The organism is Saccharopolyspora cebuensis (genome assembly GCF_039542665.1).
In the GTDB taxonomy this organism is placed as follows: domain Bacteria; phylum Actinomycetota; class Actinomycetes; order Mycobacteriales; family Pseudonocardiaceae; genus Saccharopolyspora; species Saccharopolyspora cebuensis.
Map to the genome: position 1 here is coordinate 43,123 of NZ_BAABII010000005.1, position 25,932 is coordinate 69,054.

Below are 25,932 nucleotides of genomic sequence, written 5' to 3' on the forward strand. Positions count from 1 at the left end.
AGTTCCGCAGTGCGCAAGCGCAGATGGTGGTTACCCGTGGTGACCGCGGCAGCGGTCGCCTCGACCCTGGTGGCACCGGTGGTGTCGGCCGGGCCCGCCCCGGCGGCGGCCCCGGTCGGCGACGAGCCGATCACCGACCCGATCCCCGAGGACCCGATCCCCTCCCGGCTCGGCCTGGTGCTGGAGGAGTACGCCCAGCTCCCCGAGACCGAACCCACGCCGCCGCCGACCGACGAGCGGTTGATGCGCCACAACCGGATCAACTTCGTCGGCGAGGTACCCGACGGTTCCGGGCGGATGTACGTCCCGGACCTCAACGGACCGCTGTACCTGCTGGAAGGCGACCAGCAGCACGTCTACCTGGACTTCCGGGAGCGCTTCGAGCACTTCTTCTCCGGGCGCGGCATGGGCAGCGGGTTCGGCTTCGCCGCCTTCCACCCGGAGTTCGCCGACAACGGCATCTTCTACACGGTGCACACCGAGGGCGAGGAGGCGATCGCCACCGAGGAGCCGACCTACCCGAACCAGCCGGACTCGGTCGTGCAGAGCGTGGTGACCGAGTGGACCGCCGAGGACCCGTCCGCCGACGTGTTTCGGGGCACCAGCCGGGAGATCTTCCGCTTCGGCTTCGGCAGCCAGGTCCACGCCATCCAGCAGATCGACTTCAACCCGACCGCGCGTCCCGGCGACCCCGATTACGGGCTGCTCTACCTCGCCGTGGGCGACGGCGGGATCGCGGTGGACAACGACATCCCGCAGGACCTGGGCAACCCGGCGGGCAAGATCCTGCGCATCGATCCGGCCGGCGACAACGGTCCCGGCGGTCGGTACGGCATCCCGCCGGACAACCCGTTCGCCGGCCGGGACGGGGCGCTGGGCGAGATCTTCGCCTACGGGATGCGCGACCCGCACCGGTTCAGCTGGGATCCGCGCAGCGGCGCGATGTACCTGGGGCACATCGGGCAGCGCGCGGTGGAAGCCGTCTACGAGGTGCGGGCCGGGGACAACCTCGGCTGGAGCGAGCGCGAGGGCTACCTGTCGTTCCGCCCCGAGACGCAGTGCTACCTCTACCCGCTGCCGGAGGACGACGAGCGGTACGGCTACACCTACCCGGTGGCCGCCTACGACCACGACGCGCCGCTGAACTGGCCGTGCAACTCCGACAGCGGCCACGCGATCTCCGGCGGGCAGGTGTACCGGGGTGACGAGGTCCCCGCGCTGCGCGGCAAGTACGTCTTCGGCGACCTGGTCAACGGCAGCGTCTACTACACCGAGGTCGACGAGATGGAGCGCGGTGCCGAGCGCGCGCCGCTGCACGAGCTCCAGCTCTTCAACGCCGAGGGCGACCCGATGCGGATGACCGACTTCGTCGGCGACGGCCGGGTGGACCTGCGCTTCGGCGTCGACACCGAGGGCGAGCTGTACCTGCTGGCCAAGGCCAACGGCACCATCTGGAAGGTCACCGGCACCCGCTGGGGCCAGGAACCGCCGGTGACCGACCGCGTGCAGCGCGATCTGGTGGCGCACTACGACTTCGAGCACCCGTTCGCCGCGGACGACTCCTACGAGGAGGACCAGGGCTCGTCGAACTCGCTGCTGGATCTGGTCAACGGCGGCGAGGAGATGCGCGTCGACGACGGGGCGTTCCCGGGCAGCAACAACGCGCTGCAGACCCGGCAGGTGAACCCGGACCAGGCCGGCGACGACGACTGGAAGGCCGGGATCTGGGACGAGGGCGGCGTGGAGTCGCTGCGGGACTTCAACGGCGCCGAGGGCATCACCGTGATGGGCTGGTTCAAGATGACCGGCGACCACCCGGCCCCGGACACCACCACGCCCGATCCGCACGACCGGTTCAACTCGGTCGGGCTGGCCGGGGTGCTCAGCGGCGACTCCGACGGCCACGGCGTCCGGGCGCTGCTGGAACTGATCGAAGTGGACGGCGAGCTCAAGCTGGTGGCGCTGGGCAGGCGGCTGGACGGCGGCGCCTCGCAGACCTTCGCCGCGCAACAGGACTGGCGCACGCTGCTGCCCCGCGGCGAGTGGGTGCACCTGGCGGCCACGTTCGACTACACCACCGGGGAAATGGCGCTCTACCGCAACGGGCGTCCGGTGCCGGGATCCTACGTGGTGCCGGGCGACCCGTGGCAGGTCGACGGGACCGGCACCTCGCCGACCGACCCGCGCGGGATCAAGGTCGGCGGCAGCTATCCGCAGAACACGCAGGAGCGCAACCCCTGCGACTGCCGGATGGATTCGCTGATGTTCCTGGACACCGCGGCCGACCACCGCACGATCGCCCACCAGTACCGGCACTTCCTGCGGCGCTGAACCGTTGGCGCTGAGCCGTTTGGCCCACCTCCCTGCCGGGTAGCTCCGGGAGGGAGGTGAGCCACGATGGTGACGACCGATGTGCGCCGGTTGCGCACCGCCCTGTCCGAATCCGACTTCCCGGCGGACAAGGACACCTTGGTGCGCGACGCGCAGGAAGCGGGCGCGGATCGCGACACGATGCGCGCGCTGAACTCGATCCCGCCGGTCGAGTACGCCAACCTGGCGGAGGTGGAGCAGTCCGTCCCGCTCGGGACCGGACCGTCCGAAGCCGAGGCCCAGGAGCAGCACCGGCAGCCCGGCAAGTCCGGGATGAGCGAGCGGGACGAGCCGATCCCGAGCCACCCGATCGCCGAGGAGCTCGGCGAGAACCGCAAGCGCTGACCCGCCGGGGGCGCCGCCACGTGGCGGCGCCCTCGGCGTGTGCGCGTCGTGGAGGCGTACACCACTTTCCGGGCATACCGGGCATCGCGTGCCTAGGCTGGACGGCGAGCCGACCGCCGCCGAGGAGACCTGATGCCGCCCAGGGACCGACCACCGCGCGAACCCGGCCACGGCTGGTCCTCCCCGCACCGGGAGCTGCCCGCCGGGCCGCCGGACGAGGTGCCGGACCTGGACTTCATGCGCCGCGCCGGGTACCTCCTGCTGCTCCACAAGTTCGCGGTCGACGAGATGATGACCAAGATGCGGATCTGGAGCGAGGAGTTCGACCACGCCCACGAGCACGATCCGATCGAGCACATCACCTCCCGGATCAAGCGCCCCGCCGCCATCGCCGCGAAGCTGCACCGGCGCGGCCACCCGATCACCCCGGACGCGGCGCGCGAGCACCTCGACGACATCGCGGGCGTGCGGGTGGTGTGCCCCTTCATCTCCGACGTTTACCTGGTGCACGACCTGCTCCGGCAGCACGACATGGAGACCGTGCTGGTCAAGGACTACATCGCCGAGCCCAAACCGAACGGCTACCGGAGCCTGCACCTGATCATGCGCGTCCCGGTCCACCTGTCCGACCGCACCGAGCCGGTCACCGTCGAGGTGCAGCTCCGGACCATCGCGATGGACTTCTGGGCCGCCGTGGAGCACGAGCTGACCTACAAGAGCGGCGGCGCCGTCCCGCAGGACTTCGCCGGGGAGCTCACCGCCGCCGCCGAAGCCGCCGCCGATCTCGACGCCCGGATGCAGTCCCTGCACGACCGCACCCTCCCGCCGCGGCGCTGATCCGCACCGCCCGGCGCTCAGGACGCCACGGCGGCGAAGGACGGGGCCGCCGGGTCGTGCTCGGCACCGGCGAGGTCGCCGAGCACCTCGACGTGGGCGAAGCCCGCGCGGGCGAGCTCGGCGGTGAGCTCCTCCGGGGTGAAGTGCTGGATCCGGCTGAGGAAGCTCCTGGTGCGCTCGGGCTCGACGGAGCCACCGGTCAGCGCTGGTGCCAGGTGAACTCCGCGCTGATCGGGTCGTGGTCGGACAGCGGCTCGCCGTCCTCGCGCAGGAACCCGGTGCGGTCGTTGGCGTAGTCGGTGGCGGTGAGCCGCAGGTCGGCGCCGCTGCGGTAGAAGATCTTGTCCACCACCTCGCACTGGTCGGCCGGCTCGCACGCGGGCGCCGGACCGCCGATCGGCGGCGGGACGCCGTCGCGCACCAATTCCACCCACGGGTCGGTCAGCCCGGTGCGGGCGGCGAACTCCCGCACGATGTCGCCGCTGCTGGTGTAGCGGGAGTTGAGGTCGCCCATCACCACCACGGCGCGGTCGGCGGAGCGCTCGGCGATGTAGTCGGCGAGCTGGAGGAGGTTCGCCCGCCGCGCGGCCTCGTCCAGCGCGGTGTCGCCCGCGTCGGCGTGCGCGTTGTAGAAGTCGATCGAGGCCCCCGGGGCGATCTCGACGCGGGAGAAGGTGAAGCCCTTCGGCGTGAGGCAGTCGGCCTGGTTGATCCAGCACTGCTCCCAGGTGACGCGGTCCAGGTCGGTCACCGGGAAGTTCGCCAGCGTGTTGAGCCCGGACCCGAACGGCACCCCGCCGCTGGTCGGGGTGCGGTGCGGGTGGTCGTCGGCCTCGTAGAGGGCGGCGTGGTAGTTGAAGTCCTCCTGCACGTGCACCACGTCGTAGGGCGCGATCCGCTCCCCGATCAGCGGCGTGTTGCGCGCCGGCTCGCTGCCGGAGAGGGGCTCGGGCAGCCCGGCCACGTTGTAGGTGAGCACCGAGAACGCACCCTCCTCGGCCTCCGGCCCGGCGGAGGCGGCGCCCGGCGAGACGGCCAGCGCTCCCGCGAGCAGCATCGCGGCGAAGCGGATCATCGACGACCTCCCGGACGGCGGCGGAATGAACATGAGCAAATCTCATCTTCTTGACCGGAACAATCCGCCGAACGCGGGTGATCTGCCCGGTGCCGCCGGGTACGGCATCCTTCGGGAGGGGACCGACCCGCCGGGGGGTGAGCATGGCAGAGGTGGAGGACCTGCTCGACGACAACGACGTCGTCGGCCTGCTGCGCTGGCTCGACGAGCACCGCCCGCACGAGATCGCCGACGAGATCGCCCGCGCCTCCCCGGTGCAGGCGGTGCTGCTGTTCCGGCTGCTGCCCAAGGACGAGGCGCTGACGGTGTTCGAAGAGCTCGACCCGCCCGACCAGCAGCACGTGCTGTCCGGGCTGCGGGACCAGTCGTTCCGGGAGCTCGTCGAGGCGATGCACCCCGATGACCGGGTCCGGTTGCTCGGCGAGGCCCCGGCGAAGTTCGCGCAGCGGGTGCTGGCCGGGCTCAGCCACCGCGAACGCGTCACCACCGCGGCGCTGCTGGGCTACCCGGAGGGCTCGGTGGGGCGGTCGATGAGCCCCGAACCCGTCGCCGTCCGGTACGGCCGCACCGCGGGGCACGCGCTGGAGGCGGTCCGGGAGAAGGGCCTGGAGGCCGAGACCGTCTACACCCTGCCGGTGGTGGACGACCAGCGGTGCTTCGTCGGCACGGTGAGCCTGCGCGACCTGGTGCTCAGCGCGCCGGACCGCCCGGTGGCCGAGTTCGTCGACGACGGCGCGCCGCGGGTCCGCGCCACCGACGACGCCGAGGCCGCGGCCCGGCTGATGTCCGACGCCAACCTCGTGGACCTGACCGTGGTGGACAGCGAGGACCGGGTGGTCGGGCTGCTCACCATCGACGACGCGGTGGACCTGATCGAGGAGGCCGACACCGAGGACATCGCCCGGCAGGCCGCCGCGACCCCCTGGAGCGGGCACTACATGTCGGTCTCGGTGGTCGCGCTCGCCCGCTCGCGGATCATCTGGCTGCTGCTGCTCATCGTGGCGGCCACCCTCACGGTCAACGTGCTGCAGTTCTTCGAGGCCACCCTGGCACAGGTCACCGCGCTGGCGCTGTTCATCCCGCTGCTGGTGGGCACCGGCGGCAACGTCGGCGCGCAGGCCGCCACCGCCGCCGTCCGGGCGCTGGCCGTCGGCGAGGTGCGCGTCGGCGACGTGCCGCGGGTGGCGTGGCGGGAGTGCCGGGTCGGGCTGGTGCTCGGCGTGGCGCTGGGGGCGGTGGGCCTCGTCGTGGGCGGGTTGCTGGTGGACCTGCCGGTGGCCGTCACGGTCGCCGCCTCGCTGGTCCTGGTGTGCGCCTGGGCGGCGATGATCGGCTCCACCATGCCGCTGCTGGCCAAGCGCGTCGGCGTCGACCCGGCGGTGATCTCGGCGCCGCTGGTCACCACCCTGGTCGACGCCACCGGGCTGATCATCTACTTCCTGATCGCCCGCCTCGTCCTGGGCCTGTGAGCCCCGCTACCTGAACTCGCACGACCGGGTGACGACGGAGCAGACTGGCCGTCGATGATCGCCTCCTCCCCACCGCAGCCCCCCGGAGACCGGCCCGCGCCCGCCGGGCACCTCGACGTCACCCGGGCGGCCCTCGCCCCCGCGCGTTGCGCAGGTGAGCACGACGCGGGCTGAGCTGAGGTGGTTCGGCCCCCTGGTGGCCGCCACGGTGCTGGCCAACGCGGTCTACAGCATCGTGCGGGTGAACACCTCGTACCGGGCGCTGGCGCTGGGCGGGGACGCGACCGCGGTCGGCGTCATCGCGGGGGCCTTCGCCCTGGTACCGCTGCTGATCGCGCTCCCGGTGGGACGGGCCGTCGACCGGTACCGCACCGGACCCGCCATCGTCGCGGGCACCGTGCTGACCGCGGCCGGCGCCGGGCTCACCGCGGTCAGCTCCGACCTCCTGCTGCTCGGCGCGGGCAACGTGGTCCTCGGGCTGGGGCAGCTCCTGTTCACCGTCTCCGGGCAGGCCGTGATCGCCAAGCTCTCCACCACCGCCGAGCTGGACCGCCGCTTCGGGGGCCTCACCTTCGGCGTCTCGCTCGGCCAAGCCGTCGGGCTGCCGCTGGGCGGCGCGGTGACCGCGGCGACGCGCGGGCCCGGTGGGGAGCTGAACACGACACCCGGCCTGCTGGTGGCCACCGCGCTCGCCGTGCTGGCCCTCCCGCTGGTGGCCGTGCTGCGCACGCCGCCGCCGGCACCGGTGCGCCGGGCGCAGCGCCAGTCGAGCTGGCGGATGCTGCGCACGCCCGGCATGAAACCGGCGATGTACTCCAGCCTCGCGGTGCTGTCCGCGACCGACGTGCTGACCGCCTACCTGCCGGTCTTCGGCGAGCACCACGGCATCGGCGTCGGCGTGGTCACCGCGCTGCTCACCGCGCGCACGATCACCTCGGTGCTGTCCCGCCTGCTGCTCGGCAGGCTGGTGGCGCTGGTCGACCGCAGGCTGCTGCTGGTCTCGGCGCCGCTGTGCTCGGCGATCGCCCTGGCGGTGGTCCCGCTGGTCCCGGTGCCGTGGGTGCTGCTGGTCTGCCTGGCGGTGGCGGGGTTCTTCATGGGCCTCGGCCAGCCGCTGACGATGACCTGGGTGGTGCGGCTGGTCTCCGACCAGGACCGGGGCAGCGCGCTGTCGCTGCGGCTCAGCGGCAACCGGCTCGGCCAGGTCGCGGTGCCCTACCTGGCCGGTGCGCTGGCCGGGGTCACCGGGATCGGCGCGGTGTTCGGGTTGACCGCGGGCATGCTCGGCGTCGCGGCGGGGATCACCGCGACCACCCGCGCGCACCTGCCGAGCTGACCGCGGTCGCCCGATCCGGTGGGCCGGCCAGCGCGCGGAGCGGGCGTGCGCTTGGGTGTCGATCACCGGGCCGGGTGCGGCCGCGTCCGGCCCGAATCGCAGGCGCAGCGGTGTCCTGCGCGACGGCCCCGCTCTGCGTACCGGGCGGGGCCGTCGACCCCGAACGCGGATGTGGTCCGTCCGCGCGCCGGCGGGTAGCCACCGGTGGACGACCCCAGAACAGGAGGTGCCCACGATGACCCGCGAGGACTACCCCGGGCAGTCCCTGACCACCACCGACCACGACACGATCCAGCAGTGGGTCGAGCAGCGCGGCGGCACGCCCGCGACTCCACCGGGGACCGAGCACGGCGATCACCTCGGCGTGCTGGAGGTCGACTTCCCCGGTTACGGCGGCGAGAAGCTGCGCACCGTCTCGTGGGACGACTGGTTCCACACCTTCGACGAACGCGACCTGGAGTTCGTCTACCAGGAGCACCGCAAGGGCGGCGGGGACAGCAACTTCTTCCAGGTCCGCCGCAGGCAGCACGCGAGCTGACCGTCAGCCCCGGGCGGCGGCGAGCTCGTCCGCGCTGAGCCCCAGCAGGCCGGTCAGCACCTCCTCGGTGTGCTCGCCGAGGTCCGGGCCCAGGCCCCGGATCGGCAGCGAGGTCCCGCCGAGGACCGGCACGATGCCGGGAAAACCGACCCGCCGGGGCTCGTCGTCCCCGGTGTCGACGTCGAAGTGCTGGACCATGTCCCGGGCCCGGTACTGCTCGTCGGCGCAGATGTCGGCGGCGGTGTAGATCGGCCCGGCCGGGACGCCGACCGCGTCGAGCTCGGCGAGCACCGCTTCCCGCGGCAGCGACGAGGTCCACTCGCCGATGGCCGCGTCGAGCTCGTCGCGGCGCGCCCACCGCCCGGCGTTGGTGCCCAACCCGTCGTCGGCGGCCAGGTCGTCCCGGCCGATGGTGGTCATGAACCGCCGGAAGATGCCGTCGGCGTTGCCCGCGATCACCACGCTGCTGCCGTCGGCGCACGGGTAGGCGTTGGTCGGCGCGATGCCCTCCATCCGGCCGCCGACCCGCTGCCGCTCCACCCCGTACGCCAGGTGATCGGGCACCAGCGATTCCATCATGGACAGCACGGATTCGTTGAGGGCCACGTCGATGACGCGTTCGTCGAGCGGCGGACGGGTGCCGCCGCGCCGGGTCTCCCGGCGGAACAGCGCCATCATGGCGCCGAATGCGGCGTAGAGGCCGGCGATGGAGTCCCCGATGGACACGCCGGTGCGCGACGGCGGGCGGTCGGGTTCGCCGACCAGCGCGCGCAGCCCGCCGACCGCTTCGGCGACGGCGGCGAAACCGGGTCGCCCGGCCATCGGCCCGGTCTGGCCAAACGCCGAGATCCGGGTGAGCACCAGGTCGGGGTTGACCGCGTCGAGCTCCTCGGGGCCGAGCCCCCACCGCTCCAGCGTGCCCGGGCGGAAATTCTCCAGCACCACGTCGCTGCGCTCGGCCAACCGCAGCACGGCGTCGCGCCCCGCCGCCGTGCGCAGGTCGAGCACGACGGACTTCTTGTTCCGGTTCACGGTGCGGTACAGCATCGAGGTCGAGCCGCCGTAGAGCCGCCATCCGCGCAGCTCGTCGCCGGTGCGCGGGCGCTCGATCTTGATCACCTCCGCGCCGAAGTCGGCGAGCAGCCGCCCGGCGGTGGGCGCGGCGATGTAGTTGCCCAGTTCGAGGACCCGCACGCCTTCCAGCGGCAAGGGCTTGTCGGCGCTCACGTGTTCCTCTCCTCACCTCGGCGGCGACTCACATCATGGGCCACCACCCGCGATATGAGCAAGACTCGCGATCGAGGGGCTCAGCCGGGCGGGCGGCCGCCCAGCACGCCGGTGAGCCGCTCGGCGTGCTCCAGCAGCGGCTCCACCCACTGCTCGCAGCAGGACCGCGTCATCCGGATCGTGGGACCGCTGACCGCCAGCGCCCCCGCCAGCTCGCCACCGGCGCCGAACACCGGCGCGGCCAGCCCGGACGCCCCGTCGTCGCGCTCGGCCGCGGTGATCGCGTACCCGTCGCGCCGGGTCCGGTCCAGCAGCCCGCGCAACGTCCCCGGACTGGTCACCGTGGTCCCGGTCAGCGCTTCGAGCGGCCCGGCCAGCACCGCCTCGGCGAGTTCGGCGTCCCAGGCCAGCAGCACCCGCCCGGCCGAGCCCGCGTGCAGCGGCATGATCTTGCCGACGTGCATCTCGCGCCGCAGCGCGTGCCGGGTCTCGGCCACCGCGACGCACACCCGGTGCCCCTGCTCGGCGCGGAACAGGCAGGCGGTTTCGCCGGTGCGGTCGCGCAGGCTCCGCAGCACCGGCTGGGCCAGGGTCAGCACGTCCACCCCGGAGACCGCGGTCGCCGCCCAGGAGGCCATCCGCGCTCCGATCCGGATGCCCTCCCCCGCCCGGTCCAGCAGTCCCTCGCCCACCATGTTGGACACCAGGCGCTGCACCGTGGACGCCGGGATGCCGGTGGCCTGCTGGATCTCCCCCAACGTCAGCACCGGGCGGGACAGCGAGAACGCGTCGAGGATCTCGGTGATCTTGCCCAGCACCAGCAGCGGCTTGCGCTTCGACGAGTCGGCCTCGTCCTCCGGAACCATGCCCTCACCCTAGGGACTGTTTTCAGAATGGCTTGCGTGGCGGTGCGGGTAGCGGAACCTCAGCGGCCTTCTCGCTCCGGGCGCCCTTCTTGATGTATGCCCATACACGGCATCAGGGCGTCCTCGCGAGAAGACCGCTGAGAACCCGCAGCGGTGCAAGCTGACGGCCGCACCGCATGCGGCTCCGCCGCATTCCGAAAGGACCCCTACTGCAAGGACTGTTCTCAGCATGATCTGCGCAGCGGTGCGGGTGGCGGATCCGATCGGCGGCCCCGAGCGGATGATCCCCGTGCACGGAGCGGGTGAGCCGGGTGCCGCGCCGTTGACCCGGAACCGGTCGCCGTACACGATCCGTGCTGTAGGCGCGGACGACCGCGGAGGGCGGTCGCCGATCACCGGGGAGAGCACGATGGACGAACCGACGTACCGGCCGCCGGCGCTGGCCGAGGTGGGCGGGTTCAACGCGGACACGCTCGGCTCCGACGTCGGGTTCAAGGACGACGGCTTCCTGTTCTACGGCGGCTGACCGGTGATGTCCCGCACCCGGCCCGCCGCGCGCGGGTGAACCCGTGCGCGTGCTGTTCACCCCCGCCCCGGCGCACCTGCACGCCCTCGCCCCGCTGGCCTGGGCGTTGCGCGCGGCCGGGCACGAGGTCCGGGTCGCCGGGCCGCCCGGGATGGCCGACGCCGTGGCGCGGACCGGGCTCACCGCCGTGGAGGTCGGACGTGACCGGGGTCGCGCCGCGCCCGGGTGGGAAGTGCTGCTGGACGAGACCAGTCCCGCCGCGCTGACCTACGAGCGCCTGCACGCGCTGTTCACCACCTGCGTCCACGAACCGCTCGCGCTGGACGACCCGATGCTCGACGACCTGGCCGACGTCGCGCAGCGCTGGCGACCGGACCTGGTGGTGTGGGACGAGGTGTCCTACGCCGGGCCGGTGGTCGCGACCGCCGTGGGCGCGGCGCACGCCAGGATGCTCAGCGGGGTCGACCACTGGGCCCGGTTGCGGTCGGTGTTCCTGGCGCTGCACGCGGAGCTCGACGGCGGCGGGGCCGATCCGGTGGCGGCCTGGCTCGAGGGCAAGCTCGCCCGCTTCGGCTGCGCCTTCGCCGAGGAGGTCGTGGTCGGCCAGCTCACCCTCGACCCGACACCGCCCTGGCTGCGCCCCGCGCTCGACCTGCGCAGCACGCCGATCCGGCCGATCCCCTACGGCGGCCCGGCGATCCTGCCGGAGTGGCTGCGCGAACCGCCGCGGCGCCCCCGGGTGTGCTTCGTCGACCCGGCACCGGCGGAACTGCCGGAAGCGGTCGCCGAGCTCGACGTCGAGGTGGTCGTGACGCACCCCGGGACCGGACGTGCCAGGGACGCGACGGCGATCCCGCTGGACGAGGTGCTGCCGGACTGCGCGACGGTCGTGCACCGGGGCAGCCGCACCGCGATGACCGCCGCGATGGTGCACGGCGTGCCGCAGCTCGTGCTGGCGACGGCACCGGGCGCGGACCCGCACCGGACGGCGGCGCTCGTCCGCCAGGGCGCGGCCCTCGCCACGACCTCCGACGACCACGCCGACGTGCGGTTCCGGCTGGCCCGCCTGCTCGTGGAGCCCGGCTTCGCCGCGCAGGCCGCGCGGCTGCGGGCGCAGGTCCGGGCGATGCCGAGCCCGCACCAGGTGGTGCCGGTGCTGGAGCGGCTGGCGATCGAGCACGGGCGCACCGGGAACGCGGCGGCCGCCGACGACGGCCCCCACCGGCTCCACGTCTGAACCGGCGAGGGCCTTGGCCGGGCCGATGTCCGGACAGCAGCTCGACCCGCGACGGGTGTTCCCGGCTGAACACCGGCCGACACCTCCCGGCCGCGATCTCCTCCGCGCGGTGGCGCGGCCCGGCGGGGAATAGCCCGGTCCGCGCGGGCGTTTCGTCCCCGGAACCGGCGTCTCGCGCCGCACGTACGTGACCTGAAGGGTTGACCCGCTGTGACTGCTCCGCTCTCCGTCCTCGATCTCGCGCACATCGGCTCCGGTGAGACGGCGGGTGAGAGCTTCGCCGCCAGCGTCGAACTGGCCCGGCGCGCGGAGGAATGGGGCTACCGCCGCATCTGGTACGCCGAGCACCACAACATGCCGTCCATCGCCTCCTCGGCGACCAGCGTGCTGATCGGTCACGTGGCGGAGAAGACCAGCAGCATCCGGCTCGGCGCGGGCGGTGTGATGTTGCCCAACCACGCGCCGCTGACCATCGCCGAGCAGTTCGGCACCCTCGCGACGCTGTACCCGGGCCGGATCGACCTCGGGCTGGGGCGCGCGCCCGGCAGCGACCAGAAGACGATGCGGGCGCTGCGGCGCGATCCCACCTCGGCGGAGAGCTTCCCGCAGGACGTGCTGGAGCTGCAGGGCTACCTGCGCGGGGAGAGCCGTATCCAGGGCGTCGACGCGGTCCCGGGCAAGGGCACCGACGTCCCGCTCTACGTCCTGGGCTCCTCGCTGTTCGGGGCGAAGCTGGCCGCGCTGCTGGGTCTGCCGTACTCGTTCGCCTCGCACTTCGCCCCCGATGCGCTGGAGGAGGCGGTGTCGGTCTACCGGCGCGAGTTCCAGCCCTCCGAGCAGCTCGCCGAGCCCTACGTGATCGCCGGGGTGAACGTGATCGCCGCCGACACCACCGACGAGGCGCGGACCCAGTTCCACGAGATGAAGCGCAACCGGGTCACCCAGCTCGTCGGGCGCGGGCGCACGTTCAGCCCCGAGGAGGCGGACGCGATCCTGGACTCCCCGGCGGGCCACCAGGTGCGGCAGATGGCGAAGCACTCCGCGATCGGCACCCCGCAGGAGGTGCGGGACCACCTGGACCGCTTCACCGAGCAGGCGCAGGCCGACGAGCTGATCGTGGTCTCCTCCGCGCCGGACCGCACCGCCTGGATGCGCTCGCTGGAGCTGCTCGCCGAGGTCAGCGACCTGAAGTCCTGATCCCCGCCGCGCGGTGGCGGATCGGTCCGCCACCGCGCGCGGCGACCAGTGCGTTCCCCGCTGCGCCAATTTTCGGATACTCTCATCATCCAGATGCTGACAACATGGGAGTTCCGATGAGCGTGCCCGAGCTCGACCTCACCGACCCGGACGTCGCCCGCGATCCGGTCGCCGCCTACCAGCGACTCCGGGAGCGCGGGCCCGTCGCGCGCCTGGCGGCCCCGGGCCTGCCCGCGCCGTGGGCGCTGACCCGCTACCGCGAGTGCCGGGCGATGCTCGGCGACCCGCGCTTCGAACTCAGCCCCGCCAGCTTCGCGATGCGCCCGACCGACCTCCCCGAGGAGCTGCTGCCCTACCTGCGGACCATGCAGGAGACCGAAGGCGCCGAACACCTCCGGTTGCGCAGGCTCGCCGCCCCGGCTTTCACCGCGCGCCGCGCCACCGGGCTGCGCCCGCGCGTCCAGCGGATCGTCGACCGGCTGCTGGACGCCCTGCCGGAGCACGCCGAGGACGGCGCGGTGGACCTGTCGGCGCACTTCACCCGGCCGCTGCCGATGGAGGTGATCTGCGAGCTGGTCGGCATCCCCGAGGCGGACCGCCCCCGCTGGCGGGAGTACGGCGCGGCCGTCGCGACGGGCTCGGGACCGGCGCTGGTCGCGGCGATCCCCGGCGTCATCGCCGACGCCCGCGCCGCCGTCGCGCACCGCACCGCCGAACCGGGCGAGGACCTGCTGTCCGAGCTGGTGCGGATCCGCGACGAGGACGGCGACCGGCTCGGCGAGGTGGAACTGGTCGCCCTGGTCTGGCAGCTCGTCCTGGCCGGGCAGACGCCGGCGAACCTGATCGCCAACGCCGTCGGGACGCTGTTCGAGCACCCCGACGCCCTGGCGGCGCTGCGCACCGGACCGGAGCTGCTGCCGCGCGCCGTCGAGGAATCGCTGCGCTGGTGCGGCCCCCAACTGCTCGCCATCCCGCGCTTCGCCCGGGAGGACGTCGAGGTGGCGGGTGCGGAGCTGCGCGCGGGCGAGATGGTCGTCGCGGTGCTCAGCTCGGCCAACCGCGACCCCCGCGCGTTCGCCGACCCCGAGCGCTTTGACATCGCCCGCGAGCCGACCCCCGGTCACCTCGGCTTCGCCCACGGCCCGCACTTCTGCCTCGGCGCCTCGCTGGCCCGGGTGCAGACCGAGGTCGCGCTCGGGAGCCTGCTGCGCCGTTACCCGGCCCTGGCGCCAGTGCGCGTCCCGGAGCGGCAGCCGGATCCCGGCACCTGGCGCCTCCCCGAGCTCACCGCGACGCTGTAGCGCCGCGGGCCCGCCCGCACCGCCACGCGCGAGCGCGTCCCGGCGTGGACGCGGGCGCCACGGCCGCCCGCAGGGCGGTCACGCCGCTAGGAATCGGCCCGGCGCCCGCGGATCCCGTCGAGGAGGAACGTGGTGCGGCGTTCGTAGTCGTCGCGGTGCGGGCGGGTTCCGTGCTTGAGGGCGAGCGCGTTGTCGACGACGAGCGCGTGGAGGTCGTCCGCCGTGACATCGGGCCGCAGCGCGCCGGATTCCCGCCCCGCGGCGATGAGCTCCTCGTTGAACTCGCCCGCCGTGCGGCAGATCTCCATGAGCTGCCGCGAGTGGGGGTATTCCTGCAGCAGGACGTCGTTGACGGCGGGTCGGCGGTACTGCAGGTCGCGGATCGCGGTGAGGTACTGCGCGATCCGCTCCCCGGCGTCCGGCACGGACCGGGTGCGGTCGATGATGCGGAACAGCTCGGTCGCGACGAGCTCTTCGACGACGGCCTCGATGAGGCCGACCCGGCCGCCGAACCGGTTGAAGATGGTGGCCTTGCTGACCCCCGCCGCCTTGGCGACCTCGTCCAGCGGCACGGTCAGGCCCCGGGCCCGGAAGGCGCCGATCGCGGCGCTGCGGACCTGCTCGGCATTGCGCTTGGCGTCGGCGCGCAACCGGGGTTCCGCCGCACCGGCCATGATCATCACCGTCCTCACCGCCACAACAAGTTGACTCGGTGGGTCAGCTTACCTAGGGTCGGCGGCGAACGCGAAGCTGACCGGACGGGTCAACTTGTGACCCGGGCGACCGCTCGGCGGACCGGCTCGGGTTTCCCGCACCCAGGAAAGGGTGGAGACATGATCGTCGTCACCGGCGCGACCGGGGCGCTCAACGGCGCCACCGTCGAGCACCTCCTCCAGCGCGTCCCGGCCGACCAGGTCGGCGTCAGCGCGCGCGACGTCACCAAGGCGCGGCACTTCGCCGATCGCGGTGTGCGCGTGCGGCAGGGCTCCTACGACGACCCGGACGCCCTGCGCGACTCCTTCACCGGCGCCGACCAGGTGCTCCTGGTGTCCTCCAGCGACCCGACAGCCGATGTGGTCGGCCAGCACCGCACCGCCATCCGGGCTGCCGTCGCGGCCGGGGCCCGGCGGATCCTGTACACCAGCACGGTGGGCGCGGCCGCCGACGCCCCGTACCCCCCGCATGCCGTCCACGCCGCCACCGAGGCGATGCTCGCCGACTCCGGGGTCGCCTGGACCTCGCTGCGCAACGGCTTCTTCGGCGACCTCGACCGGTTCCTCGGCCCTTGGCGGCGGACCGGCGTGATCGCCGGCCCGGCGGACGGTCCCGTGCCGTGGGTCGATCGCGCCGACGCGGCGGAGGCCGCCGCGATCGTCCTCACCGGTGACCGCGCCTCCGACGGCCCCATCACCCTCATCCCGCCCCACCCCGTCACCCTCGACGATTTCGCCCGGTTCGCCGCCGAACTCACCGGCCGCACCGTCGAGCGCGTGGTCGTGGACGACGAGCGGTGGATCGCCGACCAGACCGCGACGGGCGTCCCGGAGCCGGTGGCCCGGTTCGCGCTCAGCCTGTTCCAAGCCACCCGCACGGGCTACTTCGCGCGAGTCGACCCGCTGCTGGCCGAACTCCTCGGTCGCGCACCGCGCAGCGCCGCCGAACAGCTCGCCGACCGCCTCGCGGCCTGAACGTCCTGCCCGGTCGCCCGATCGATCCGGGTGCGAGCGGCGTCAGGCGGCGGGCCGGTCCTTCGGGCGGCCGACGAGCAGGGTGATCGGCAGCATGGCCGTGGCGATGATCGCCGCGCACAGGAACGCGGTGCGCGCCCCGCCGACGTCGGTGCCCGCCGAGGCCTCCGCCGAACCGATCGTCATCAGCGTGATGAACAGCGCCGTGCCCGCCGCACCGGCGACCTGCTGCAAGGTGCTCACGATCGCGCTGCCGTGCGACACCTGCTCGCCGGGCAGCATCCCGAGCGCGTCGGTGACCAACGGCGTCAGCATCAGCGAGATGCCGCAGACCAGCACGACGTGCATCGCGATGACCACCCACAGCGGCGAGGACTCGCCGAGCCCGGTGAAGGCCCACAGCGCGCCGCAGAGCACCACGGCGCCCGGCGGCACCAGCGGACGCGCCCCCACCTTGTCGTAGAGCCGCCCGATGACCGGGCCCAGCAGCCCCATCGCGAGACCGCCCGGCAGCACGGCCAACCCGGTGGTGAACGCGCTGGCGCCGAGCACGTCCTGCAGGTACAGCGGCAGCAGGATGAGCACGCCGAACAGCGACATCATGCTGAGCACCACGAGCACGATCGAGGTGGCGAACGGCCGGTTGGCCAGCGGGCGCAGGTCCAGCAGCGCGCCGCCGCCGGCCTGCAACCGGATCTGCCGCGCCACGAACGCCACCATCGCGACCGCGCCCACGGCCGTCGGCAGCCACGGCGGCACCGCGGAGCCGCCGCGCGCGGACTCGCCGAAGCTGCTCAGGCCGTACACCAGTCCGCCGAAGGCCAGCACCGAGAGCACCACGGAGAGCAGGTCCAGCGGCACGTACCGGGTCTCGGCGTCGATCCGCAGCCGGGCCGCCCCGGCGGCCAGCGCCACCAGCGCGATCGGCAGCACGATCCAGAACATCGAGCGCCAGCCGAGGGTGGACAGCAGCAGCCCGGACAAGGTGGGGCCGAGCGCGGGCGCCACCGCGATGACGACGGTGATGGTGCCCATCGTGGCGCCCCGGCGTTCGGCCGGGATCAGCCGGATCACCGACGTCATCAGCAGCGGCACCATCACCGCCGTGCCGACGGCCTGCACGATCCGCCCGGTCATCAGCACCCCGAAACCGGGCGCCAGCCCGGAGATCAGCGTCCCGGCGGCGAACGAGCTCATCGACGCCAGGTAGATCCGCCGCGGCGGGAAGCGTTGCAGCAGGAACCCCGTGATCGGGATGACCACCGCCATGGTCAGCAGGAATCCGCTGGTGAGCCACTGCGCGGTGCTCACGCTGATGCCGAGGTCCACCACGAGCACGGGTAGCGCCACGCTCATGATGGTCTCGTTGAGGATCATGACGAACGCCGAGCCGACCAGCAGCCAGACGACGAGGGCGGCGCTCGCGGACGACGGGGGTGCGGCGGTTCCGGGCGCGCGGTCGTTGGCGGCGGTGGTCATCGAGGGGTCTCCTGTCGTGAGGCCGACCGCCGACGGTGGTCGCCGGACGGCGCGGAACCCCGACGACGCTACCGGCGGACCCCGACACCCGCGACGCAATTTCGCCGTCCGCCCGCCCCGGTTCGCCGCGGGCGGACGGCCGTGCCCGGTCCCGGCGGACCGGGCCAGGTCATTCCGCGATGCCGAAGTGCCGCGCGGTGCCGGCGAGCACCATCACCTTGCGGACCCGCTCGCTGGGCTCGACCCGCAGCGGCCGGTTCCGGTTCCGGGCCCGGTCGGCGGCCTGGAGCAGCACGCCGAGCGCGGACGAGTCGAAGAACGCGACCCCGGTGAGATCGGCGACGACCGGGCCGGTGCCCGGACCGTCGAGCAGCTCCTCCAGCGCCGCGGCGAACCGGGGGCTGGTCATCAGGTCGAGCTCACCGGAAACGACGAGTCGGCGGGCGGTTCCGGACGGCTCGCCGCCGTCGAACTCGACGCCGAACCCGGCAGGGACTTGCGGGTCGGGGGCGGACATCCACCATCTCCTCATGGCTACCGACGGGCCTTCCAGCTCGCGCCTGGGTTCTCAAGCGTGACGGAGTCCGGCGAGCGTAGCCGACCACCGCGCGCAGCAGTTCGTGCCACCGCGCGCTCGGCGTGCCGACCGCTCCCCGCCGCGCAGCCACCCGGTTCCGCGTCCCTGCCACCACCGCGTCCTCCCGCTCCGTTCCGTTCCGACGCGGCGATGTCTACCCGGGACCTCCGACGGTCAAACGGCCGCGGCGCGCGGCGATCCCCGATTCAATCCTCAGTGGACTGATCATCGCCGCTGGTGATCGTCGGCGGATCCCACCGGTGACCACCGGATTGCGACCTCGGCCACAGCGCCTCGGCCCGCACCGCGCCGCTGCGCGGATCCCCGCCGGGCGGCGAACGCACCCGCGCGGGCGGTCAGTCCAGCGGGAGCACCGGCGGCGTGAGCTCCCACCCGGTGTCCCCGCTCAGCGCGGAGGCCACCGTCGGGTGGGGGGCCACGGCGTCGGTCCACCCGGCGGCGCGCAACGCCCGGTCCACGCACACCGGGCCGTCGACCACGCGGAAGGCGACGCCCCGGGCCGCCGCCCGGTGCTGGGCGTGGGACAGCAGTTCGAGCCCGGCGACGCCGAGGAACCCGACCTCGCTGAGATCCACGACCACGGTCTCGGCGACCGAGGAGAGCCGGGGGGCGAGCAGCTCGTGCAAGCGGGGCGCGGTGCTCGCGTCCACGTCCCCGGCGACGTGCACGACGACGGCGGTGGTCGTCGGCCTGGAAAGCTTCAACCGGACTCCCGGCGCGGCGGTCTCGACCGCCCGCTCGGTTTCCGGGATTCGTTCAGCGATCGTTGTCATGTGCGGCTGCCTCCTGGATGAGCAGCCGGACGGAGGAGCTGTCTGTCGGTCCCGGGAGCACGGCCACTACCAGCCACCCCGGGAGAAGGGACCAGCGACGGCTCCGTCAAGCTGCCGCGCTTGGTGTTCCACTGGGCAATCGGCTGTGCGCTCAACCGCTCACTATCACCCTACAGGTTGATCGCAACCCGTCCGGACGGATGAATCCCGCAAACCGGTCGCGACCCCGGCGCCGACCTGCGCGGAACCGCTCACCGCAGCGTGCCGAGCACGGTGGTCGCACCGCGTTCGGCGCAGCGGACGACCTCCGGGTCCATCCCCCGCTCGGCGAGCACCGCTGCCGCCGCCCCGGCCTGCCGATCACCGGCCTCGACCAGCAGGTGCCCGCCGGGGGCGAGCCACTCCGGCGCCTCGGCCGCCACCCGGCGCAACAGGTCGAGCCCGTCGGCCCCGCCGTCGAGGGCGAGCCGCGGCTCGTGCTCGCGGGCCTCCGGCGGCAGCGCGCCGATCTCCCCGGTGGGCACGTAGGGCACGTTGGCCAGCAGCACGTCGACCCGGCCGCGCAGCTCGGCGGGCAGCGCCGCGAACAGGTCCCCGGCGTGCACGGTGCCGCCGACGGCACCGACGTTGTCCCGCGCGCACCGCACCGCCACCGGGTCCAGGTCGGCGGCGTGCAGCTCCGCACCCGGCAGCTCGGCGGCCACCGCCACGCCCAGCGCGCCGGAACCGCAGCACAGGTCCACCACCACCGCGCCGGCGCGGCCCCGGGCGACGGCCTGCTCGACGAGCAGTTCGCTGCGGCGGCGCGGGACGAAGACGCCGGGCCGCAACCGGATCCGCAGGCCCCGGAACCCCGCCCAGCCGAGCACCTGTTCGAGCGGCAGACCGGCGGCGCGGCGGGCGAGCAGGGTGTCGAGCTCGGCGGGCGAGCGGGCTTCGGCGCGCAGCAGGTGGGCTTCGTCCTCGGCGAAGACGCAGCCCGCCGCGCGCAGCTCGGTGACGAGCGAGGAGTGGGAACGATCGGGCACGGGGCGCCCTTCTGCCGCTGATCGGGTGCGTCGACCCTACAGGGCGAGGCTTTCGCCGCGGCGCAACCGGTGCAGCTCGGTCGGCGGGCGGCGCCGGTCCAGCTCCGCCTCGAAGTTGGACAGCGGGGAGCCGAACAGGCCGTAGTCGTCGTGGTGGACGGGCACCACGCGCTCCGGCCGCAGCAGCTCCAGCAGGTCCACGCCCTGCTCGTGGTCCATCGACAGCAGCACGCCGAGGGCCCGGGCGCCGCCGAGGTGCAGCACCGCCACGTCGAGGTGGCCGAACCGCTGCCGGATGGCGGCGAGCCCGCCGTGCATCACGGTGTCGCCGCTGAGGTAGAGCCGCTTGGGCGCCCCGCCCCCGGCCGGGTGGTACTCCAGCACGCTGCCCATCACCGGCGGGAGCAGGCGGTTCAGCGGTCCCGCGGTGTGCCGGGCGGGGACGGCGGTGATGCCCAGCGTCGCTCCGGACTCGATGAAGTCCTGCCGCGCCCAGGTCGCCAGCGGCACCGGCTCGGTGAACCCGCGCTTGCCCAGCTTGGCCGCCGCGTGGCCGGTGGTCACGATCGGCACGTCGTGCGGCAGTTCGCGGCGGGCGATCCGGTCGAAGTGGTCGCCGTGCAGGTGCGAGACGACCACGGCGTTCAGCGGCGGCAGCTCGGCCGGGCGCATCGCGGGCTCGGTGCGCCGCCGGGAGACCAGGCCCTGCCCGAAGTAGGACCACTGGCCCCGGTGCAGGAAATCGGGGTCGGTGAGCACCGTGAACGGCCCCAGGCGCAGCAGCGCGGTGGCGGTGCCGATGAAGGTGACCGAGTCGGTCTCGAGCGGCCGCATGGCTCTCGCGTACCCGGCCGGGCGCGGTGGTACGCGGGGATTCCGGGTAGACCGGTGGGGTGGAACCCGCGGTGGCGGCCAGCAGCAGGTGGACCGACGAGGACGGGGTGCGGCAGCCGTGCGGTGACGTGCACGGGTGGCGGCCCGGGACGAACCAGGCCCTGTGCGGCGTCCCGCTGCACCGGGCGGGCCTGGCCCGCTTCCCGCACGTGTCCTGGCGCGATGCCCGGTGGCTGGCCGGGACCGCCGACGCGCGCCTGCGGTTGTGCCCGCGCTGCGACGCGGCGGCGGGCGGGCGGCGCGGGCGCGGCTGGACGCGGCGGAACCCGCGACCGTGACGCCTCAGCCCGGGACGACCTCGTCGCGCAGCGCCCGCTTGAGCAGCTTGCCCGCCGCGTTGCGCGGGAAGTCCTCGGTGCGCAGCCAGACGTGGGCGGGCACCTTGAAGGCGGCGATCCGCTCGCCCAGGAACCGCCGCAGCGCCTCGGGGTCGAGCTCGACGCCGGGCTCGGGCTGCACGACGGCGCCGACCTCCTCGCCCAGCTCCTCGTGCGGCACGCCGACGACCGCGCAGTCCCGCACCCCGGGGTGCTCGAACACCGCGGCCTCCACCTCGGCGCTGTAGACGTTCTCGCCGCCCCGGATGACCATGTCCTTGGCCCGGTCCACGACGTGGATGAAGCCCTCGTCGTCGAGGTGCGCGAGATCCCCGGAGCGCAGCCAGCCGTCGGGGGTGATCGCCTCGGCGGTGGCGTCCGGGCGGTTCCAGTAGCCGACCACCACGTTGGGGCCCTTGATCCACAGCTCGCCGATCCCGCCGGTGGGCACCTCCTCCCCCACCGCGTCGACCACCTTGACGTCCACCACCGCGACCGGCGGTCCGACGCTGTCCGGCTTGGCCAGGTAGTTCCCGGCCGCGTTGATCGAGGTGGCCGAGGAGGTCTCGGTGAGCCCGTACCCGTTGGAGAACCCCCGGTCCGGCATCGACGCGACCATCCGGGTCAGCAGGTGCGGCGGTGCGGGGGCGCCACCGGAGCCCGCGGTGCGCAGGCTGGACAGGTCGCGGGTGGCGAGGTCGGGATGGGCGCACATCTGCCAGAGCTGGGTGGGCACGCCGGTGAAGTGGGTGACGCGGTGCCGCTCGACCAGCCGCAGCGCCTCGGCCGGGTCCCACTTGTGCATCAGGACCAGCGCGCCGCCGGAGCGGAAGGTGCTCACCAGCACCGAGTGGCAGCCGGTGGCGTGGAACAGCGGCACCGGCAGCAGGCTGGTCCGCTCCGGCTGCGCGGCGAGCGCTTCCGCCAGCGGGGTGCCGCCGCGGAGCGCGCCGAGCGCCGCGCCGTAGGCGACGCTGACCGGGTTGGTGCAGATGTTGCGGTGGGTGCCGACCGCGCCTTTGGGGCGGCCGGTGGTGCCGGAGGTGTAGAAGAGGGTCGCCAGGTCGTCCGGTCCCACCTCGGCATCGGGCAGCGCGGCGTCGGCGGGGATCGCGCCGAGCACCGCGTCCCAGTCGGCGGCACCGGCGGGCAGCGGCCCTTCCGGGCGCACCACGACCAGGTCGATGCCGAGGTCGGCGGGGATCGCGCCGAGCAGCTCGGCCCGCCTGCCGTCGGCGACGAGCACCGAGGATCCGCTGTCGCGCAAGGCGAATTCCAGCTCGCCCGCGGTCCACCACGCGTTGAGCGGCACCGCGACGGCGCCCAGCGAGGCGGCGGCGAAGAACGCCACCGACCACTCCGGGTAGTTGCGCATCGCCAGCGCCACCCGATCGCCGGGCGCGACACCGCGTTCGGCCAGCCGGTGCGCGAAGGTCGCGACCGCGGCGAAGTGCTCGGCGTAGCTCAGCCGCTCCTCCTGGTACCGGATGAAGTCGCGGTCGCCGAACTCCCGGGAGTCCAGGACCAGGGCGCGCAGGCTCTCCGGGGCGTGCCGCCAGGTGCGGACCCGCCTGCCGCCGAGGTCGCGCTCCACCATCTCGAACGGCATCCCGGGCGCGGTCAGCGACCTCCGCAGCGCGTCGAGCTCGGTCACGGGACCGCCCTCCCTCGGGTGGATCCGAACTGATCGACCGTTCTACAAGTTATGGCGCGGCGCGCGCAGCGGTCAACACCCGCGATCACGGATCGATCCGGTTGCGCGCAGAGGCAGGGGACGATCAGGAAGTCCGGCGCGCCAGCACCAGCCCTGCCCCCACCGCGAGCACCGCCACGATCCCGGCGAACACCACGCCCGCGGGCACGATGCCGAACGCCTGCGCGGCGGCGCCGACGCCGATCACCGGCAACGACAGGGCGACGTAGAGCACCACGAAGAACGCCGAGGAAACCCCGCTGCGCTGGTCGGCCGGCGCACCGGCGGTGACCGAGGTGAGCCCGGACCGGAAGCTCATGCCCTGCCCCAGTCCGGCGACCACGGCCCCGAGCAGGAACGCCCACAGCGACCGGGTGCCGATCCCGGCGGCGACGACCAGGACGCCCGCGGCGAGCACCGCGCACCCGCCGACCAGGCACCGGTGCCGGTCCAGCGACTCCGACGCCACTTGGCCGATCGTGGAGCTGCCCAGCAGCACGAACACGACCGCACCGGTCACCGCGTGGTCCTCGATGCCCAGCACCCCGGTGAGGAACAGCGGGGAGACCGAGGTGAACAGCCCCAGCACGGCGAAACCGGCGAACCCGGCGATCGCGGCGGGCACGAAGGTGCCGCGGACCTCCGCCGGGACCGAGAGCCGCTGCACCCGCAGGCGGACCCGGCCCGCCGGTCGTCGCACCGGCTCCGGCACGGCCAGCAGCGCGGCGCCCAGCAGCAACATCAGCACCAGGTGCACGGCGTAGGGCAACCGCAGCGGCCACGGCGCGAACTGCGCGAGCACCCCGGCGGTGACCGGTCCGAGCCCGAGCCCGAGCATGTTCACCGCCGCCGCGAGCAGTCCCGACCGGCTGGCGCGCCGCGCGGGCGCGAGGTCGACGATGGTGGCCGTCGCCGTCCCGGTGAAGATCCCCGCCGAGATGCCCGACAGCACCCGCCCGGCGAACAGCGCGGGCACCGCGTCGATGAGGAACACCGCACCGCTGACCACGGCGAAGGCCACCCCGGCGCCCAGCACCGGGCGTCGGCCGACCCGGTCGGAGAGGTCGCCGACGAGCAGCAGGGCGGCCAGCACCCCCACCGCGTAGGCGGCGAAGACGAGGGTGACCACCAGCCCGCCGAAGCCGAAGTGGCGCTCGTAGATCGGGTAGAGGGGCGTGGGCAGGGTGGTGCCGATCATGCCGACCAGGAACACCACCGCCACCGTCCACGCCCCGGCGGCGCGGCCCACGGGTCAGAGCATCGGGGGGCGCGGGCGGTGCTGCACGCTCACCCAGTGGTCGGTGGTGAACTCCTCGATCGCCCACTCCCCGCCGAAGCGCCCGACGCCGGAGTTCTTCTCACCGCCGAACGCGGTGTTCGGCTCGTCGTTGATGGTGGTGTCGTTGACGTGGGTCATCCCGGCCCGGACCGCGAGGGCGAACCGCACGCCGCGCTCGGCGTCGCCGGTGAACACCGCGCTGGACAGGCCGTACTCGGTGTCGTTGGCCAGGTCGAGGGCGTGCTGCTCGTCCTCGGCGCGGACCACGGTGGCGACCGGCCCGAAGACCTCCTCGGCCGCGGTGGCCACGTCGTTGCCCCCGGTGAGCACGTGCGGCGGCAGCAGTTGCCCGCTGGGGCCGCCGGGTTCGCCGGAGACCAGCAGCCGCGCGCCCTGGGAAGTGGCGCGGGAGACCTTCTCGCGCACCGAGTCGAGCTGGCTGCGGTTGATCACCGGACCGATCCGCGTCTCCGGGTCGGCCGGGTCGCCGCAGCGCAGGTCGCGGGCGCGGGCGGCGACGCGCTCGGCCACCTCGTCGTGCACCGCGCGGTGGGCGATGATCCGGTTGGTGGCCATGCAGACCTGGCCCTGGTGGAAGAACGAGCCGAACACCGCCGCGTCCACCGCCCGGTCCAGGTCGGCGTCGTCGAGCACCACCAGCGGACCGTTGCCGCCGAGTTCGAGGCCGAGCTTGGTCAGCGGCGCCTTCTCCGCGATGCCGCGGCCGACGGGGGTCGAGCCGGTGAACGACACCACCCCCGCCCGGGGATCGGTGACCACCGCGTCACCGACCTCACCGCCGCGGCCCACCACGACGTTGAGCAGGCCCTCGGGCAGCCCCGCCTCCTGGTAGATCCGGGCGAGCAGCAGGCCGCCGGTGATCGGGGTGTCGCTGGCCGGCTTGAGCACCACGCCGTTGCCGACGGCCAGCGCGGGCCCGACCGAGCGGTTGGAGAGCTGCAACGGGAAGTTCCACGGGCTGATCACGCCCACGGTGCCGACGGGTTGCCGGTAGACCCGGTTCTCCTTGCCGTCGATGAGGGCGGCGGGCAGGATCCGGCCGGTGACCCGCGCCGGGTAGCTCGCGGACTCCAGCATCACGGCCCGGACCGCCATCCACTCCCACTGCGCGCGCGGGCGGATCGCCCCGGCCTCGCGGACCAGCCAGTCGACGATCTCCTCCTCGCGGTCCGACATGATCTGCGCGGCGCGCACGAAGACCTCCGCGCGTTCCGCGGCGGTCCGCGCGGCCCAGTCGCGCTGCGCGCTGGCCGCGGCGGTGTAGGCGGCGTCGACGTCGGCGGCGTCGGCGTGCTGGATCTCCACCAGCGTCTCCCCGGTGTAGGGGTTGACGTCGGTGGCGGTCGAACCGGCGCGTCCGGTGACCCACTCGCCACCGATCGGCATCCGGTCGAAGCCGTCGTACGGTGCGGGGGCCTGCGGTTCGGATGCCACGGTGCTCTCCTCACTGCGCTCGACGATTCCGCCTCCCGGCGTACCCGCGCCACCACCGCCCGAACCACCGCACGCCCGCCTCGACCGCACCCCGGCCCCGTCGTGGTGAGCACCAGGTGTCGAGCTCGCACACGGCCGAGCGGCTCCGCTGCGGAACACGGGTGACACCACCCCGGAGCGCTCAGGAGACCGCGGACACCCGCCGATCACCGGAGGCAGGCGCCGAACGACGAGCACAGCGCCACCGCCGACACGAGGAGGCCGAGAACCGTGGACGAGACCTACCCCGCCCCCGAACTGACCGAGGTCGGCGAGTTCACCGCCGACACCCTCGGGGACATCGGGTCGATCCCGGACAGCCTCATGTTCTTCTTCAGCTAGGTGGTTCCTCCCGGAAACCCACC

Annotated in this window: 25 protein-coding genes; 13 read left to right on the plus strand and 12 right to left on the minus strand. The window is 73.6% G+C overall.

Annotated elements, in window-relative coordinates:
* The first annotated feature begins 39 nt into the window (after positions 1–39).
* From ABD976_RS09975 to ABD976_RS09985, 3 genes are all read left to right on the plus strand, one after another.
* Entirely contained in the window at positions 40–2,331 is a 2,292-nt protein-coding gene (locus tag ABD976_RS09975; RefSeq protein ID WP_345360785.1) for a PQQ-dependent sugar dehydrogenase, read from the plus strand.
* Between the two features lie 66 nt (positions 2,332–2,397).
* The gene (locus tag ABD976_RS09980; RefSeq protein WP_345360788.1) at positions 2,398–2,715 is read left to right on the plus strand and encodes a DUF2795 domain-containing protein; all 318 of its coding nucleotides are present in this window, start codon (positions 2,398–2,400) and stop codon (positions 2,713–2,715) included.
* A gap of 132 nt (positions 2,716–2,847) precedes the next feature.
* On the plus strand, positions 2,848–3,552 hold the full coding sequence (locus ABD976_RS09985) for a GTP pyrophosphokinase (RefSeq protein ID WP_369775210.1): 705 nt from the start codon (positions 2,848–2,850) through the stop codon (positions 3,550–3,552).
* A 199-nt stretch (positions 3,553–3,751) separates the two neighbouring features.
* Here ABD976_RS09985 and ABD976_RS09990 read toward each other — a convergent pair whose 3' ends face one another.
* The gene (locus tag ABD976_RS09990; protein WP_345360791.1) at positions 3,752–4,627 is read right to left on the minus strand and encodes an endonuclease/exonuclease/phosphatase family protein; all 876 of its coding nucleotides are present in this window, start codon (positions 4,625–4,627) and stop codon (positions 3,752–3,754) included.
* A gap of 143 nt (positions 4,628–4,770) precedes the next feature.
* Here ABD976_RS09990 and mgtE point away from each other — a divergent pair, with 143 nt between their 5' ends.
* The 3 genes from mgtE to ABD976_RS10005 all read left to right on the plus strand — a co-directional run bounded on the left by mgtE (position 4,771) and on the right by ABD976_RS10005 (position 7,970).
* Positions 4,771–6,096, plus strand: a complete 1,326-nt coding sequence (gene mgtE / locus ABD976_RS09995) for a magnesium transporter (protein WP_345360793.1) — start codon at positions 4,771–4,773, stop codon at positions 6,094–6,096.
* 154 nt (positions 6,097–6,250) lie between these two features.
* A complete protein-coding gene (locus ABD976_RS10000; protein WP_345360795.1) occupies positions 6,251–7,432 on the plus strand; it encodes an MFS transporter in 1,182 nt (393 codons plus the stop codon).
* 235 nt (positions 7,433–7,667) lie between these two features.
* Positions 7,668–7,970: a hypothetical protein gene (locus tag ABD976_RS10005; protein WP_345360798.1), complete on the plus strand. Its 303-nt coding sequence runs from the start codon at positions 7,668–7,670 to the stop codon at positions 7,968–7,970.
* Between the two features lie 3 nt (positions 7,971–7,973).
* Here ABD976_RS10005 and ABD976_RS10010 read toward each other — a convergent pair whose 3' ends face one another.
* A complete protein-coding gene (locus ABD976_RS10010; protein WP_345360799.1) occupies positions 7,974–9,197 on the minus strand; it encodes a CaiB/BaiF CoA transferase family protein in 1,224 nt (407 codons plus the stop codon).
* 80 nt (positions 9,198–9,277) lie between these two features.
* Positions 9,278–10,063 carry an IclR family transcriptional regulator gene (locus ABD976_RS10015; protein WP_345360802.1) on the minus strand — a complete coding sequence of 262 codons (786 nt, stop codon included), beginning with the start codon at positions 10,061–10,063 and terminating at the stop codon, positions 9,278–9,280.
* Between the two features lie 409 nt (positions 10,064–10,472).
* On the opposite strand from ABD976_RS10015, the gene ABD976_RS10020 reads away from it, so the two are divergent.
* From ABD976_RS10020 to ABD976_RS10035, 4 genes are all read left to right on the plus strand, one after another.
* Positions 10,473–10,589, plus strand: a complete 117-nt coding sequence (locus ABD976_RS10020) for a lasso RiPP family leader peptide-containing protein (RefSeq protein WP_345360805.1) — start codon at positions 10,473–10,475, stop codon at positions 10,587–10,589.
* Positions 10,590–10,632: 43 nt separating this feature from the next.
* Positions 10,633–11,826 (plus strand): nucleotide disphospho-sugar-binding domain-containing protein, encoded by a 1,194-nt coding sequence (locus ABD976_RS10025; protein WP_345360808.1) that lies wholly within the window; start codon positions 10,633–10,635, stop codon positions 11,824–11,826.
* Between the two features lie 210 nt (positions 11,827–12,036).
* Entirely contained in the window at positions 12,037–13,023 is a 987-nt protein-coding gene (locus ABD976_RS10030; RefSeq protein ID WP_345360811.1) for an LLM class flavin-dependent oxidoreductase, read from the plus strand.
* Between the two features lie 116 nt (positions 13,024–13,139).
* Positions 13,140–14,324: a cytochrome P450 family protein gene (locus ABD976_RS10035; protein WP_345360814.1), complete on the plus strand. Its 1,185-nt coding sequence runs from the start codon at positions 13,140–13,142 to the stop codon at positions 14,322–14,324.
* A gap of 86 nt (positions 14,325–14,410) precedes the next feature.
* Here ABD976_RS10035 and ABD976_RS10040 read toward each other — a convergent pair whose 3' ends face one another.
* Complete coding sequence (locus tag ABD976_RS10040) at positions 14,411–15,016, minus strand: TetR/AcrR family transcriptional regulator (protein WP_345360816.1); 606 nt, start codon at positions 15,014–15,016, stop codon at positions 14,411–14,413.
* Between the two features lie 141 nt (positions 15,017–15,157).
* Here ABD976_RS10040 and ABD976_RS10045 point away from each other — a divergent pair, with 141 nt between their 5' ends.
* Positions 15,158–16,012 (plus strand): NAD(P)H-binding protein, encoded by an 855-nt coding sequence (locus tag ABD976_RS10045; protein WP_345360818.1) that lies wholly within the window; start codon positions 15,158–15,160, stop codon positions 16,010–16,012.
* Positions 16,013–16,054: 42 nt separating this feature from the next.
* On the opposite strand, the gene ABD976_RS10050 is transcribed toward ABD976_RS10045, so the two are convergent.
* The 5 genes from ABD976_RS10050 to ABD976_RS10070 all read right to left on the minus strand — a co-directional run bounded on the left by ABD976_RS10050 (position 16,055) and on the right by ABD976_RS10070 (position 20,724).
* The gene (locus ABD976_RS10050; protein ID WP_345360821.1) at positions 16,055–17,491 is read right to left on the minus strand and encodes a DHA2 family efflux MFS transporter permease subunit; all 1,437 of its coding nucleotides are present in this window, start codon (positions 17,489–17,491) and stop codon (positions 16,055–16,057) included.
* A 169-nt stretch (positions 17,492–17,660) separates the two neighbouring features.
* The gene (locus tag ABD976_RS10055; RefSeq protein WP_345360824.1) at positions 17,661–18,008 is read right to left on the minus strand and encodes an STAS domain-containing protein; all 348 of its coding nucleotides are present in this window, start codon (positions 18,006–18,008) and stop codon (positions 17,661–17,663) included.
* Positions 18,009–18,424: 416 nt separating this feature from the next.
* Positions 18,425–18,862: an STAS domain-containing protein gene (locus ABD976_RS10060; protein ID WP_345360827.1), complete on the minus strand. Its 438-nt coding sequence runs from the start codon at positions 18,860–18,862 to the stop codon at positions 18,425–18,427.
* A gap of 251 nt (positions 18,863–19,113) precedes the next feature.
* A complete protein-coding gene (locus ABD976_RS10065; RefSeq protein WP_345360830.1) occupies positions 19,114–19,890 on the minus strand; it encodes a putative protein N(5)-glutamine methyltransferase in 777 nt (258 codons plus the stop codon).
* A 36-nt stretch (positions 19,891–19,926) separates the two neighbouring features.
* Positions 19,927–20,724 carry an MBL fold metallo-hydrolase gene (locus ABD976_RS10070; protein ID WP_345360833.1) on the minus strand — a complete coding sequence of 266 codons (798 nt, stop codon included), beginning with the start codon at positions 20,722–20,724 and terminating at the stop codon, positions 19,927–19,929.
* Positions 20,725–20,783: 59 nt separating this feature from the next.
* Here ABD976_RS10070 and ABD976_RS10075 point away from each other — a divergent pair, with 59 nt between their 5' ends.
* Positions 20,784–21,062: a hypothetical protein gene (locus ABD976_RS10075; protein ID WP_345360836.1), complete on the plus strand. Its 279-nt coding sequence runs from the start codon at positions 20,784–20,786 to the stop codon at positions 21,060–21,062.
* Between the two features lie 4 nt (positions 21,063–21,066).
* Here ABD976_RS10075 and ABD976_RS10080 read toward each other — a convergent pair whose 3' ends face one another.
* The 3 genes from ABD976_RS10080 to ABD976_RS10090 all read right to left on the minus strand — a co-directional run bounded on the left by ABD976_RS10080 (position 21,067) and on the right by ABD976_RS10090 (position 25,528).
* Complete coding sequence (locus ABD976_RS10080) at positions 21,067–22,755, minus strand: class I adenylate-forming enzyme family protein (protein ID WP_345360839.1); 1,689 nt, start codon at positions 22,753–22,755, stop codon at positions 21,067–21,069.
* 124 nt (positions 22,756–22,879) lie between these two features.
* Complete coding sequence (locus ABD976_RS10085; RefSeq protein ID WP_345360842.1) at positions 22,880–24,043, minus strand: MFS transporter; 1,164 nt, start codon at positions 24,041–24,043, stop codon at positions 22,880–22,882.
* A gap of 3 nt (positions 24,044–24,046) precedes the next feature.
* Positions 24,047–25,528 (minus strand): aldehyde dehydrogenase family protein, encoded by a 1,482-nt coding sequence (locus ABD976_RS10090; RefSeq protein ID WP_345360845.1) that lies wholly within the window; start codon positions 25,526–25,528, stop codon positions 24,047–24,049.
* A gap of 270 nt (positions 25,529–25,798) precedes the next feature.
* On the opposite strand from ABD976_RS10090, the gene ABD976_RS10095 reads away from it, so the two are divergent.
* Complete coding sequence (locus ABD976_RS10095; RefSeq protein WP_345360848.1) at positions 25,799–25,909, plus strand: lasso RiPP family leader peptide-containing protein; 111 nt, start codon at positions 25,799–25,801, stop codon at positions 25,907–25,909.
* The last annotated feature ends 23 nt before the right edge of the window (positions 25,910–25,932 follow it).